Here is a 12,551-nt window from a genome sequence, read left to right as displayed (position 1 = left end):
AGCCGGCGACCGGCCGGAGATCGGCCGGTCAATCGTCAATAGGCCATGCAGACCGACTTGAGCTCGGTGTAGGCATCGATGGCCGAGCGGCCGTGCTCGCGGCCCACGCCCGAGGCCTTGTAGCCGCCGAACGGCAGGTTGGGGTCGACCACGTTGTGCGTGTTGACCCACACCGTGCCGGCGTGCAGCCCGTCCACCAGGCGCTGCACCGCGCGCAGGTTGTTGCTCCAGATGCTGGCGCCGAGGCCGTATTCGCTGCGGTTGGCCTCGGCCAGCACTGCCTCGGGATCGTCGAAGGGCATGGCCACCACGACCGGGCCGAACACTTCCTCGCGCACCAGCGTCAGGTCCTTGCATGCGCTGTTGGCCACCACCGTGGGGCGCACGAAATAGCCTTCGCGCTCCAGCGCGGTGCCGCCGGCGACGATCTCCGCGCCTTCGGCGCGGCCGCCGCCGATCAGCCCCATCACTTTGTCGCGGTGGCGCGACGACACCAGCGGGCCCATCTGGCTGGCGGGGTCGAAGCCCGAGCCCAGCACGGTGGCGTCGGCCACCCGGCCCAGGCCCTCGACCACCTGCTCGTAGTGCCTGCGCGCCACGTACAGGCGCGAGCCGGCCGTGCAGACCTGGCCCTGGTTGAAGAAGATGGCGCCGGCCGCGCCCTGGATGGCCATGGCCGGATCGCAGTCGTCGAGCACGATCACCGGGCTCTTGCCGCCCAGCTCCAGCGCCACGCGGCGGATGTCCTGGCCGCAGCGCGCGCCGATCAGGCGGCCGACCTCGGTCGAGCCGGTGAAGGTGATCTTGTCCACGCCGGGGTGGGCCACCAGCGCCGCGCCGGGCACGCCGTCGCCGGTCACCACATTGAGCACGCCCGGCGGGAAGCCGGCTTCCAGCGCCAGTTCGCCCAGGCGCAGCGCGGTCAGCGGCGTCTCCTCGGCGGGCTTGAGCACCACCGTGCAGCCGCAGGCCAGCGCCGGCGCGATCTTCCACACCGCCATCAGCAGCGGGAAGTTCCACGGCACGATGGCGCCCACCACGCCGACCGGCGCGCGCCGCGTCATCGCGCTGTAGCGGGTGCCCGGCGGGAACGGCACCGAGACCTCCAGCGTGCTGCCCTCGATCTTGGTGGCCCAGCCCGCCATATAGCGCAGCCATTGCACCGCGCCGGGCACTTCCATGCCCTGCGAATGGGCCAGCAGCTTGCCGTTGTTCAGCGTCTCCAGGCGCGCGAGTTCCTCGCCGTGCTGCTCCACCAGGTCGGCCAGCTTGAGCAGCAGGCGCTCGCGCTGGGCCGGCAGCGTGTCGCGCCAGGCCGCGCCCTCGAAGGCGCGCCGCGCCGCGGCGACGGCGGCATCGATGTCGGCCTGGGCGCCCGCCGGCACGCGCGCGATCTCGCTGCCGCTGGCGGGGTCGAACACGGCGAAGGTCTCGCCGCTGGCTGCCTGGCACCAGGCGCCGTCGATCAGCATGGCATTGCGGATGGCCCGCTCCAGGCCCTGGTGTCCCTGCATCGGTGCGTTCATCTCTGTCTCCTGTCGTTCTCGGCATGTGCCTGTTCGGGAGCGGCAAAAGTAGCACCCGCTCGCGGCGCTGGCTTGCCTGCCGGTGCACACCGCTTGCCGCTGCGTGCAACGATGCCCGCGCGCCGTGGGTGCCACCTCAGGCGCGCGTGGCGGCGTGGCGCTGGCGCCATTGCGACGGGCTCATGCCGAAGCGCTCGTGGAACACGCGGCTGAAGTGGGCCGCGTCGGCAAAGCCGAGCGCGAAGGCGACTTCGGTGATGCTGCGCTGCACCCCGCCGTCCTGCGCGAGCCGCAGCGCGGCCTGCCGCAGCCGGCGCGACTGGATATAGGCGTGCGGGGTCTGGCCGATCTCGCGGAACAGGTTGTAGAGCGTGCGGCGGGAGATATTGAGCGCGGCCGCGAGGTGCTGGGCCGACAGTTCGGGCTCGTGCAGGCGCGCGTCCACCAGTTCGTGGATGCGCTGCAGGCGCGCTTCGTCGGCGCGCGAGGGCGCCAGCGCGGGCTGGCCGCCGCTGCCGCCGCTGCGCAGGGCCGTCTCCATCAGTGCCACCACCGAGTCCTGCAGCACCCGCTGCGCGTGGGCGTCGAGCGGATGGCCGGTGCTGCTGTCGTGCAGCAGCGCGCCCAGCGCCGACATGGCGATGCGCGCGGCGCCCTCGCCGCGCTGCGCCTGGCCGCCCATCGCCGTGGCGGCGTCGCGCCAGCCGTAGGCCTGGTCCTGCGGCACCAGCAGCACCATCGCGCGGGCGCCGTCGTCCAGTTCGATGCTGTAGGGCTGGGCAGTGTCGTAGAGGGTCCACATGCCGGGATCGAGCGCGGCCTGGTGCTCGCGCTGCGCCACCCGGCTGCGCCCGTGCAGTTGCCAGAAGACCTTGAAGAAGCCGGCATCGGAGTCCTCGGCATGCCGGCGCAGGCGCGCCACGCGGTGCGCGCTGACCTGCATGTCCGCCACCGCGCAGGCGCCGAAGCGGGCGTAGCTGACCTCGCAGTGGAAGCGGCCGTGCGACTCGCGCGCATAGTCCAGCGGCAGGAAGCGGGTGTCGATGATCTCGCGCCACTGGTCGAAGCTCGACACGGTCAGGCGCGTGGCATGCGGCGACGGCATCGGGTCAAGGGGCTGCATCGCGTCTCCAGTAGCCGGCGGCGGTGCGGGAGGGCCGCGCGGGTGCCAGGGGGAGGCCCAGCCTAATGCATGCCCCGGGTTCGGACAATGGGAACAAGTGCGGAGCCCGCCGCCGCGCCGGCGGGCCGGTCCTGCGGTTAACCCTAGTGGTCTAGGTATGTAGACCTTAATAGAGTGAGGGGTCATCCGGAGTTGCCGGGCTGCGGTGCGGACGCTGTTCCGCGCCGGGCCGCGCCACGCCGCACCACACCACGCCATCCCGGGCCACCATCCCTTGCCGCCGCAACCACCCGCCAACGACCTGCTGTCGCGCAGCCGCGCACCGGTCTACCTGCAGCTCGCCACCATCTTCCGGCGCCGCATCGAAAGCGGCGAGTGGGCACTGGCGCAGCGCATTCCTTCGCTCGATGCGCTGAGCCGGCAGTTCGGCGTGGCCCGCATGACCATGCACAACGCGCTCTCCGTGCTGGAGGATGAGGGGCTGATCGAGCGGGCGCGCGGGCAGGGCACCTTTGTCAAGGCACGCTGCCGCGAACGGCGGCCGCTGAACCTGCCGACCAGCTGGCACCAGGCGGTGGCGGTGGGCGAGCGGCTGGCCACGCAGGCGCTGCATGAGTCGGACGGCGAGGTGGCCCTGCCGGCCGAGCTCGGCATGCCGTGCGCGGCCGCGCGTGCCCCGGCCTACCGCTTCCTGCGCCGCCTGCACACGCAGCAAGGGCGGCCCTTCGCCATCGGCGAGGTGTTCATCGAGGCGGGCGTGTTCGCGCGCGACCCGGAGGCTTTCCGCCAGGGCGCCTCGGTGCCGGTGCTGGACCGCTTCCCGGGGCTGCAGGTGAACGCCGCCCGCCAGCGGCTGCAGATCGTCGCCGCCGGCGCCGACTCCGCCGCCCGGCTGCAACTGCCGGTGGGCGCGCCGCTGGCCGAACTGCGGCGCTATGCCTGCGTCGACGACGTGATCGTCTACTACGCCCGCATCGAATTCCCGACCGAGTATGTCTGCCTCGATTTTGACCTGCTCGATCCCGGGGGCGCACGCCCCTGAGGCGCGCTCGCGCCCCGGCCGCGCTTGGCTTTTCCTCCCTCCCACCTACCACCGCAAGAACAACATGGACACCAACGAACCGATGAATGGCGCCGAAAGCCTGGTCAAGACCCTGCTGGCCAGCGGCGTCGACACCTGCTTCGCCAACCCCGGCACCAGCGAGATGCACTTTGTCGCCGCGCTCGACCGCATTCCCGGCATGCGCTGCGTGCTCGGCCTGTTCGAGGGCGTGGTCACCGGCGCCGCCGACGGCTACGCGCGCATGGCCGACAAGCCGGCGGCGACGCTGCTGCACTGCGGCCCCGGCCTGGCCAACGGTCTCGCCAACCTGCACAACGCGCGCCGGGCCAACACGCCGGTGGTCAATATCGTCGGCGACCAGGCCACCTATCACCGTCCGCTCGATGCGCCGCTGACCGCCGATACCGAAGGCTGGGCGCGCCCGGTCTCGGTCTGGACCCGCACCGCCACCCGCGCCGCCTCGGTCGGCGCCGACGCTGCCGCCGCGGTGCAGGCCGCGCGTGGCGCGCCGGGCGGCGTGGCCACGCTGGTGCTGCCCTCCGACGTGTGCTGGGACGCCGGTGGCCGCGTGGCCGCCCCGCTGCCCGACCTGCCGGTGCCCAAGGTCTCGCCCGATGCCGTGCAGCAGGCCGCGCGCGTGCTGCGTTCGGGCCAGCCCACGCTGATCGTGCTCGCCGGCGCGGCGCTGCGCGAGGCCGCGCTGGCCGATGCGCACCGCATCGCCGCCGCCACCGACGCGCGCCTGATCACGCCGATGTCGAACGCGCGCGTGGCGCGCGGGCGCGGCCGTCTCGCCGTCGAGCGCATTCCCTATTCGGGCGAGGCGGCGCGCACCAGGCTGGCCGGCATCCGCAACGTGATCCTGGTCGGCGCGCCGCCGCCCGTGACCTTCTTTGCCTATCCCGGCCAGTCGCCGCGCCCTTATCCCGAGGATGCGGTCATCCACGTGCTGGCGCGTCCCGAGGAAGACCTCGGCGAAGCCCTGGCGCGGCTGGCGGATGAGCTCGGCGCGCCCAAGGTGCAGCCGTCGGCCGGTGGCCCGCGCGCGGAGATCGCGCGCGGCGCGGTGACCTCGGAGGCGGTGGCGCAGACGCTGACCGCGCTGCTGCCCGAACAGGCGGTGGTGGTGGAGGAGAGCGTCAGCTTCGGCCGTGCCTTCTATCCCGGCACCGTGCACGCGGCCCCGCACGACTGGCTGCAACTCACCGGTGGCGCCATCGGCGACGGCCTGCCGCTGGCCACCGGCGCCGCCGTGGCCGTGCCCGGACGGCGCGTGGTGGCGCTGCAGGCGGACGGCTCCGGCATGTACACGCTGCAGTCGCTGTGGACCATGGCGCGCGAGCGGCTCGACGTCACCGTGGTGGTGCTGGCCAACCGCAAGTACGCCATCCTGCTGGGTGAGCTGGCCGGCGTCGGCGCCAACCCCGGCAAGACCGCGCTCGACATGCTGGACCTGGGCAATCCTGACCTCGACTGGGTCAAGCTGGCCAACGGCATGGGCGTGGAAGCCGCGCGCGCGGCCGACATGGAGAGCTTCGCCGACCTGTTCCGCTCGGCCAACCAGCGCAAGGGCCCGTTCCTGATCGAACTGGTGATCTGAAGCGGCGGCCGTCCGCTTGCCGGCGCGGCATTCTGCCCCGCGGCCCCGGGTATTGCCGGCGGCAGCGCTCCCCTGCGCTGCCGCCGGCCGCTCCGCCCCGGTCGGACTCCACCACACCCTGCCTGCATCCCTCCTGCGACAAAAGGTAGCATTGATAATCACCGGAAGCTGTGTACAAAGCCGCCCGGTTTATATTTCCTGATTAATTTATTTTCCCTTTTATTCGGCTGCAGGCTGTACAGACATTATTGTGTCTGTCAATCAATCGGAAAAATATTTTTTAAAATCAATAAATCCAATTGTCAGTCGCGCCAGCCGCCCGCTAACATACGCCGCGTTATGCCCTTGCCCGCTCGCCTGGTGATTGCAGTTCACCGCCGGCCGCGCCGGGACGGGGGCCGGGCGCCGGTCGTCGGGCCGCCTGTAGCCCGCCTGTAGTCCGCCTCTAGCCCGCTTGCAGCCTGCCTTGTGGCCCGGGTCTTGATTCGTCGAAGCATCAAGGCTGTCGAGAGGCCGCACCGGGCCAGGAAGGCAGCGCGCGGCTCGTCGGCGGACTGAGTCAAGGTATTCCTGATTCAGGGCGCCAGGTCTTTCTCGCCGTATTCCATTGCCACCACGCAGCCAGGCCTTACCGGCCAGGCTGTGCGGCAGCGTGCGCGCGCCATCCGGCGACGCGCCGGCAGCGGGCAGGGCGTTATCAACGCTTTGCCGATTTTGTCTTTCACCTTGAAAGGAATGCCGCATGTCCAGCAAAACCCTCAGTGCCATCCTTCTCGCGCTCGGTCTTTCGGCCTGTGCCAGCCTGCCACCGCCGGACACCGGCGCTGCCGGCAGTGCCGGTACCCTGTCGCTCGTGACGCAAAGCCGCACGCTCCACCTCGCCAGCCGGCCGGGCTTCAGCCCGGCGCGCTATGACGGGTTGGCAGTCGGCCGCATCGACATCCGCCGCCCCGCGCAGCTGGATGACCAGGACCAGGCCGGCTACGAGACGCTGCGCGCGGCGCTGGCGGAGCAACTCGCCAAGACGTCGGCCGCGCCGGGTACGTCGGGTACGCCGGCCGCGCCGGCGAAGAACGCCTTGCGCATGGATGTCGCGCTGTACGATGTCCAGCCGGTCAGCCCCGCGCTGAACGTGCTTTCGGCCGCCGCGCTGTTCCTGCCGCTGGATACCGGCGCCGTGACGCTGGAAGCGACCTTCACCGATGCCGACGGCACCGTCCAGGCGCGCCGCACGGAACGCCTGAGCGGCGATGTGACCAGCATCCTGAGCGGATTCTCGCGCTATGAACGGTTGAAGGAGGCCCTCGTCGATTGGGCCGCGCGCTGTGGCAGCTGGGACAAGCAGGCCTGCGCCACGGCGGCAAGCGGAAGCTGAAGGCGAGGGTGGCCGCGTTGGTCTGCTCCCCTCTCCCGCGTGCGGGAGAGGGGCCGGGGGAGAGGGCAGGCGCTGGCTGTGCCGTGGCGGCTGGGATCGCACCATCCGCTTCGTTTCCGTGCTCGCGGGCTGGATCACACCGAAGGCTTCGTTTCCGTGCTCGTGGGCTGGATCACACCGACGGCTTCGCCTGGGCGCTCGCGTGCTGGACCACACCGTTGGCTTCGCTGGATGTGGCGCCTTGCTGAACCACCCCTCACCCCCGCCCTCTCCCCATGCGGGGAGAGGGAGCCAAGACCGTGTGCTTGGCGATCGGTGTTGGCGCATCTAGCACGATCGCCTGTCCGTGTGGCGTGCGCCGCGCGGCCGCATCCCATTGCTGGCGGCGCTGTTCGAGCATGCCGTCGGTGACCAGTCCCTTCTCGGCGCTGATGCGTTCCAGCGCGGTCAGCCAGTGCTCGTAATAGGTGTCGCCGAGATCGGGGTCGCCGGCCTGCTGGGCGTCGAGGATGGCGCGGTTCAGGTGTGCCGCCCATTCGCTCCAGGTGAAGGCGCCGCGCTGGTGCAGTGCCAGCGTCATGGCGAAGGCCTGCGCCTGCCAGGGCGCGCCGAACACGGGGCCTTCGCTGCCGCAGGGCAGGTCGGGCAGGCTGGCGCGCAGGGTGTCGAGTTCGCTTGGCTTCATGCGTCCACCGCTTCCAGATAGGGTTCCCAGCAGTCGACGTGCACGCACGATGCCGTGGTGTCCGTGCCCCACAGCTCCGCGGCCTCGAAGCGCACCGTGTACAGCCATTGGGGCTGCTCGCCCTGGCCGATGGCGTTGGTGTCGGGAAAGACATGGGCGCCATGCACGCTGACGATGTGTCCGCGCCGGCCGCGGCAGTAGCGTGGCAGGCGGGTGTGCGTGGCCGGGTGGAGCTGGCGCGTGCGTACCGCATCGCCGACGGCGAAGCGTGCCGGCCCGGGGGCGGGGCGCTCGCTGGGGCCGCCGCGCAGCATCGCCGCGCTGACCTGGTCGGCCGCCAGCACGCGCGCCACCGGCACCGGCTCGACCTGGCGCCTGCCGCTCTCGATCTCCGCGGGCGTGGCCATGCCGTTGGCGAGCAGCAGCCGCTTCAGGCCCTCGAACCAGATTTCGTAGTAGCTGCTGGACAGGTATTGCGCCGGCGGCAGGCTTTCGCGCGCGGCGCGCGAGGCGTCGAGGTTCCACTTGCCGCAGGCACCCATGGCCACGGTGATGGCCAGCGTGCGGCGTTCCCAGTCGGCATGGAAGGGGTGCGGGTCGGGGGCGGGGCGCACCGGGCCGAAGCCCTGCATGCCGCCCAGGTCCTGGGCGCCGTTCATGGCCGTGCTCCCGGCGCCTGCGTGGCGATGGAAGACGGCGCGAGCGCCACGCCGGTGCCGATCATGGCATCGCGCGTGACCAGCCCGGCCAGTGCCGCCTGGTCCCAGCCCTCGGTGCCCGCGGGCCGCATCGGCAGCACCAGGTAGCGCAGTTCGGCGGTGGAGTCCCACACGCGCACCTCGGTGTCGGCCGGCAGCGAGACGCCGAAATCGCCGAGCACGCCGCGCGGATCGATGACGGCGCGCGAGCGGTAGGGCGCCGACTTGTACCAGACCGGCGGCAGGCCGAGCACCGGCCACGGGTAGCACGAGCAGAGGGTGCAGACCACCAGGTTGTGCACCGCGGGCGTGTTCTCCAGCACCTGCATGTGCTCGCCCTGGCGGCCGCTGTAGCCGAGCGAGGCGATGGCCGCGGTGGCGTCCGCCAGCAGCCATTGCCGGTAGGCCGGTTCCGCCCAGGCCTTGGCGACCACGCGGGCGCCGTTGTGCGGGCCGACCTGTTTCTCGTAGGTTTCGATCAGGACGTCGAGGGCCTTGGGATCTATATAGCCCTTGTCGACCAGCAGCGATTCCAGCGCGCGCACGCGCAGGTCCATCTCGGCGAGCGGGCTGCCGCCGTGGTCGTGATCATGCTCATCGGCATGATCGTGCTCATGGTCATGGTCATGGTCGTGCGCGTGGCTCATCGGAAACCCGCCCGGGTGGGATGGCGATAGCGCACAGTATGGTGCCGGCCCGCGCCGATGGCAATCGGCACGGGGGAGGGCGAAAAGGGGGGAGCGGCGTGCATGCCGCTGCCCTCCCGGCCCGCCGCGGGCGCCGTCAGGCCGTCAGGCCGCCATCACCTGCGTATAGCGCTGCAGGTGGTAGTCGCTGTCGCCGAGCAGCGGGTCGATCATGGTCAGGCGCTTGAAGTAGTCGCCCACCGCCAGCTCGTCGGTCATGCCCATGCCGCCGTGCAGCTGCACCGCCTGCTGGCCGACGAAGCGGCCGGCCTTGGCCACCGTGACCTTGGCGGCCGAGAGCATGCGGCGGCGCTGCGCCGGGTCGGCCTCGCCCAGCGCCTGGGCGGCGACGTAGGCCATCGACATGGCGAGCTCCTTCTGTACCAGCATGTCGGCCACGCGGTGCTGCAGCGCCTGGAAGGCGGCCAGCGGCTTGCCGAACTGCTGGCGCGTGCCCAGGTACTCGGCGGTGATCTCGATCAGCTTTTCCATGGCGCCGGCGGCCTCGGCGCACAGCGCCGCGATGCCGTGCGACAGGCCCAGGTCGAGCGCGGCCAGGCCGTCGCCCGGCTGGCCCACCAGGGCGTCGGCCGGCACAGCCACGTCGGCCAGCTTCACGTCGGCGGCGCGCAGGCCGTCCATGGTCGGATAGCCGCTCACGCTCAGGCCGGCGCTGTCGCGCGGCACCAGGAACAGGGCGATCTCGTCGCTGCCGGCGACGCGCGCGGTCAGCAGGAAGGCATCGGCCGCCTCGCCGTGCCAGGCCAGGCTCTTGGTGCCGTTGAGCACGTAGCCGCCGCCGCTGCGGCTGGCGCTGGCGCGCGCCGCCTCGGGGCGGTAGCGCGTGCCCGGCTCCAGGTAGGCCAGCGTGACGATGCGCTCGCCGGCGGCGATGGCGGGCAGCCAGTCCTGCTTCTGCGCGGCGCTGCCGTAGGCGCCGAGCACCGCCGCGGCCATCACGCTGCTGGGCGTGACCGGCTCCAGCACCAGGCCGCGGCCCAGTTCGCGCTGCACCACGAGCTGGCTGGTGGCGCCCTCGCCGAAGCCGCCGTATTCGCTGTCGATGGTCAGGCCCAGCACGCCCATCTCGGCGAGGCCCTTCCACACCGCGCGGTCCAGGCTGCCGCCGCCGCGTGCGCTCTTGCGGCGCGCCTCGAAGCCGTACTCGGCATCGATGAAGCGGCGCAGGCTGTCGGCCAGCATCCGCTGTTCTTCGCTGTAGGTGAAATCCATGTGCGCTGCTTCCTTCAGAATCCGATGATCATCTTGGAGATGATGTTCTTCTGCACCTCGGTGGCGCCGCCGTAGATTGTGGTCTTGCGCATGTCGAAGTAGGTGGAGGCGGCGGGCGCGGCCCAGTCGGGGCCGGCCACCGGCTGGGTGGCGCCTGGCTCGAGCCACTCCGGCGCATAGGGCCAGGCGTCGGGGCCGGCCACTTCCATCTGCAGCATGGCGAGGTCCTGCTGGATCTCCGAGCCGCGGATCTTGACGATGGAGGCTTCGGGACCGGGGCCCTGGCCGGCTGCATCGGCGGTGGCCACGCGCAGCAGCAGCATCTCCAGCGCCATGATGTCCATCTCGATGCGGGCGATCTTGTCGCGCATGCGCACGTCCTCGATCAGCGGACGGCCGGCGCCATCGGTGGCCAGGCTGGCGTAGTGCTTGAGCTGGCGCAGCTCGCGGTTGCAGTGGCCGATGCCGGCGATGCCGGTGCGCTCGTGGCCGAGCAGGTACTTGGCGTAGGTCCAGCCGCGGTTCTCCTCGCCCAGCAGGTTCGCCACCGGCACTTCCACGTCCTCGAACCAGGTCTCGTTGACGTCGTGGCCGCCGTCGAGCGTCTTGATCGGGCGCACCGTCACGCCGGGCGACTTCATGTCGATCAGCAGCATCGAGATGCCTTCCTGCGCCTTGGCCTCGGGGTCGGTGCGCACCAGGCAGAAGATCCAGTCGGCGAAGTGGGCCATGGTGGTCCAGGTCTTCTGGCCGTTGACGATGAACTTGTCGCCGCGGCGCACCGCGCGCGTCTTCAGCGAAGCCAGGTCGGAGCCCGAGCCAGGTTCCGAATAGCCCTGGCACCAGAAGTCCTCGACGGTCGGGATGCGCGGCAGGAAGCGGGCCTGGTGCTCGGGGCTGCCGTACTTCATCAGCACCGGGCCGATCATGGTCAGGCCGAACGGCAGCAGGCGCGGCGCGCCGGCGCGGAAGGCCTCGATCTCGAAGATCAGGCGCTGCAGCGCGTTCCAGCCGGTGCCGCCGTGCTGCTTCGGCCAGCTCGGCGCGCCCCAGCCGTGCGCGTGCAGGATACGGTGCCAGCGTACGTAGTCGTCCTTCTCGATGCGCTGGTGGCCCAGCACCTTGGCGCGGATATCGGCCGGCAGCTTGGCCTGCACGAAGCCGCGCACTTCCTCGCGGAACGCCTGTTCCGCAGCGGTGAAACGCAAATCCATCTGCTTGTCCCCTGAGTGTCGGAGACGGCGCGCAGGCCGTCTCGCCATGGTGGGCCGATTGTATGGGCGGCGTGCCGTTCGCTTCTTCCGCAATGGCAAAGCGCCTCTTCGCAGCAGCGAAACCATCGCCCGCCAGGCCTTGCGGGACGGGCGCTTCCGTCCAGGCCAAAGGTGGCCTTAGTCAAATCGGAATGGCAAGGGGGCAGGCCCTGCCGCACACTGCGGCGGTGCCTCCCCGACGGGGCATGCCGTGCCGCAGCCGAGGGCATGACGACATGACGCGCCGCAACGAGCGCGCAACCTGGAGACAAACCGATGGCCCGCTGGACCTCTCGCGCGCTGGCGCTGGGAATCTCGCTGCTGGCACTGGCCGCAGGCGGCCTGCCTGCGGCGTCACATGCCGCCGCGCCCGCCGCAGCCTCCTACCCCGACAAGCCGCTGCGCCTGGTCGTGCCCTTCCCGCCGGGCGGCGCCACCGACCTGCTGGCGCGCGAGATCGGCAATGCGCTGGGGGCGCGCCTGCACCAGTCGGTGGTGATCGACAACCGGCCCGGCGCCGGCGGCAACCTCGCGGCGATGGCGGTGGCACGCGCGCCGGCCGACGGCTACACGCTGCTGTTCGGCACCTTCGGCTCGCTGGCGGTCAACAAGAGCCTGTACGACAAGCCGGGCTACGACCCGCTCAAGGATTTCGCCCCGGTTGCCTCGGTGGCCTACCTGCCCAATGTGCTGGTGGTCAATCCGTCGGTGCCGGCACGCAATATCGACGAACTGCTGGCGCTCGCGCGCCGCGACCCGGGCAAGCTGACCTATGGCTCCTTCGGCATCGGCTCGTCCTCGCACCTGGCCGGCGAACTGTTCACCCACCTGGCCGGCGTCGACATCCGCCACGTGCCCTACAAGGGCAGCGCCGCCTCGATGACCGACCTGCTGGGCGGGCGCATCACCATGATGTTCGACAGCATCTCCACCGCGCTGCCCTTCGTGCGCGAAGGCCGTGTGCGCGCGCTGGCCGTCACCACCGAGCGGCCGTCCGACCAGTTGCCGGGCGTGCCGACGCTGGCGCAGGCCGGCGTCAAGGGCTACGAGCTGACCGCCTGGTTCGGCGTGGCGGCGCCGGCCGGGACGCCGCGCGCGGTGATCGATCGCCTCAATGCCGACATCGTGGCCTCGCTGCGCCAGCCCGACCTGGCCGCGCGGCTGGCTCAGCAGGGCACCGTGCCGTTCCCCTCCACGCCGGAGCAGTTCGGCGCCTATATGCGCACGCAGTACGAGAAGTGGGACGGGCTGATCCGCTCGGCCCATATCCGTGCCGACTGAACCGAGCCGGCTGAGCCGCACCGACTGA

At 71.1% G+C, this 12,551-nt stretch carries 11 protein-coding genes; 4 read left to right on the top strand and 7 right to left on the bottom strand.

What is annotated here, in order from left to right:
• Positions 1-35 precede the first annotated feature (35 nt).
• The gene (styD, locus tag BKK81_RS18970) at positions 36-1,526 is read right to left on the bottom strand and encodes a phenylacetaldehyde dehydrogenase StyD (protein ID WP_071016777.1); all 1,491 of its coding nucleotides are present in this window, start codon (positions 1,524-1,526) and stop codon (positions 36-38) included.
• Positions 1,527-1,662: 136 nt separating this feature from the next.
• Positions 1,663-2,649 (bottom strand): helix-turn-helix domain-containing protein, encoded by a 987-nt coding sequence (locus tag BKK81_RS18965; RefSeq protein WP_197524018.1) that lies wholly within the window; start codon positions 2,647-2,649, stop codon positions 1,663-1,665.
• Positions 2,650-2,923: 274 nt separating this feature from the next.
• Between BKK81_RS18965 and BKK81_RS18960 the strand changes: the two genes are divergently transcribed.
• The 3 genes from BKK81_RS18960 to BKK81_RS18950 all read left to right on the top strand — a co-directional run bounded on the left by BKK81_RS18960 (position 2,924) and on the right by BKK81_RS18950 (position 6,687).
• The gene (locus BKK81_RS18960; RefSeq protein WP_197524058.1) at positions 2,924-3,691 is read left to right on the top strand and encodes a GntR family transcriptional regulator; all 768 of its coding nucleotides are present in this window, start codon (positions 2,924-2,926) and stop codon (positions 3,689-3,691) included.
• 82 nt (positions 3,692-3,773) lie between these two features.
• On the top strand, positions 3,774-5,312 hold the full coding sequence (locus BKK81_RS18955) for an acetolactate synthase large subunit (RefSeq protein ID WP_071021802.1): 1,539 nt from the start codon (positions 3,774-3,776) through the stop codon (positions 5,310-5,312).
• Between the two features lie 742 nt (positions 5,313-6,054).
• Entirely contained in the window at positions 6,055-6,687 is a 633-nt protein-coding gene (locus tag BKK81_RS18950) for a DUF3313 family protein (protein ID WP_071016774.1), read from the top strand.
• A 256-nt stretch (positions 6,688-6,943) separates the two neighbouring features.
• Here BKK81_RS18950 and BKK81_RS18945 read toward each other — a convergent pair whose 3' ends face one another.
• From BKK81_RS18945 to BKK81_RS18925, 5 genes are all read right to left on the bottom strand, one after another.
• Positions 6,944-7,372, bottom strand: a complete 429-nt coding sequence (locus tag BKK81_RS18945; RefSeq protein ID WP_083384252.1) for a nitrile hydratase accessory protein — start codon at positions 7,370-7,372, stop codon at positions 6,944-6,946.
• Positions 7,369-8,031: a nitrile hydratase subunit beta gene (gene nthB, locus BKK81_RS18940; protein ID WP_071016773.1), complete on the bottom strand. Its 663-nt coding sequence runs from the start codon at positions 8,029-8,031 to the stop codon at positions 7,369-7,371. Before nthB ends, BKK81_RS18945 begins: the two co-directional genes overlap by 4 nt.
• Entirely contained in the window at positions 8,028-8,717 is a 690-nt protein-coding gene (nthA, locus tag BKK81_RS18935; protein WP_071016771.1) for a nitrile hydratase subunit alpha, read from the bottom strand. Before nthA ends, nthB begins: the two co-directional genes overlap by 4 nt.
• Before the next feature lie 144 nt (positions 8,718-8,861).
• Positions 8,862-9,989: an acyl-CoA dehydrogenase family protein gene (locus BKK81_RS18930; protein WP_071016770.1), complete on the bottom strand. Its 1,128-nt coding sequence runs from the start codon at positions 9,987-9,989 to the stop codon at positions 8,862-8,864.
• A 14-nt stretch (positions 9,990-10,003) separates the two neighbouring features.
• Positions 10,004-11,203 (bottom strand): acyl-CoA dehydrogenase family protein, encoded by a 1,200-nt coding sequence (locus BKK81_RS18925; protein WP_071016768.1) that lies wholly within the window; start codon positions 11,201-11,203, stop codon positions 10,004-10,006.
• 315 nt (positions 11,204-11,518) lie between these two features.
• Between BKK81_RS18925 and BKK81_RS18920 the strand changes: the two genes are divergently transcribed.
• Positions 11,519-12,523: a tripartite tricarboxylate transporter substrate binding protein gene (locus BKK81_RS18920; RefSeq protein ID WP_071016766.1), complete on the top strand. Its 1,005-nt coding sequence runs from the start codon at positions 11,519-11,521 to the stop codon at positions 12,521-12,523.
• Positions 12,524-12,551: the final 28 nt, after the last annotated feature.

This window comes from Cupriavidus sp. USMAHM13, from assembly GCF_001854285.1.
Lineage (GTDB): Bacteria > Pseudomonadota > Gammaproteobacteria > Burkholderiales > Burkholderiaceae > Cupriavidus > Cupriavidus malaysiensis.
This window is presented reverse-complemented; position numbering and strand designations above follow the sequence as displayed.

Excerpts from the sequence above, each read along its gene's own strand:
- styD (WP_071016777.1), bottom strand. The coding sequence starts at position 1,526 with ATGAACGCACCGATGCAGGGACACCAGGGCCTGGAGCGGGCCATCCGC.
- BKK81_RS18965 (WP_197524018.1), bottom strand. The coding sequence starts at position 2,649 with ATGCAGCCCCTTGACCCGATGCCGTCGCCGCATGCCACGCGCCTGACC.
- BKK81_RS18955 (WP_071021802.1), top strand. The coding sequence starts at position 3,774 with ATGAATGGCGCCGAAAGCCTGGTCAAGACCCTGCTGGCCAGCGGCGTC.
- BKK81_RS18950 (WP_071016774.1), top strand. The coding sequence starts at position 6,055 with ATGTCCAGCAAAACCCTCAGTGCCATCCTTCTCGCGCTCGGTCTTTCG.
- BKK81_RS18945 (WP_083384252.1), bottom strand. The coding sequence starts at position 7,372 with ATGAAGCCAAGCGAACTCGACACCCTGCGCGCCAGCCTGCCCGACCTG.
- nthB (WP_071016773.1), bottom strand. The coding sequence starts at position 8,031 with ATGAACGGCGCCCAGGACCTGGGCGGCATGCAGGGCTTCGGCCCGGTG.
- nthA (WP_071016771.1), bottom strand. The coding sequence starts at position 8,717 with ATGAGCCACGCGCACGACCATGACCATGACCATGAGCACGATCATGCC.
- BKK81_RS18930 (WP_071016770.1), bottom strand. The coding sequence starts at position 9,989 with ATGGATTTCACCTACAGCGAAGAACAGCGGATGCTGGCCGACAGCCTG.
- BKK81_RS18925 (WP_071016768.1), bottom strand. The coding sequence starts at position 11,203 with ATGGATTTGCGTTTCACCGCTGCGGAACAGGCGTTCCGCGAGGAAGTG.
- BKK81_RS18920 (WP_071016766.1), top strand. The coding sequence starts at position 11,519 with ATGGCCCGCTGGACCTCTCGCGCGCTGGCGCTGGGAATCTCGCTGCTG.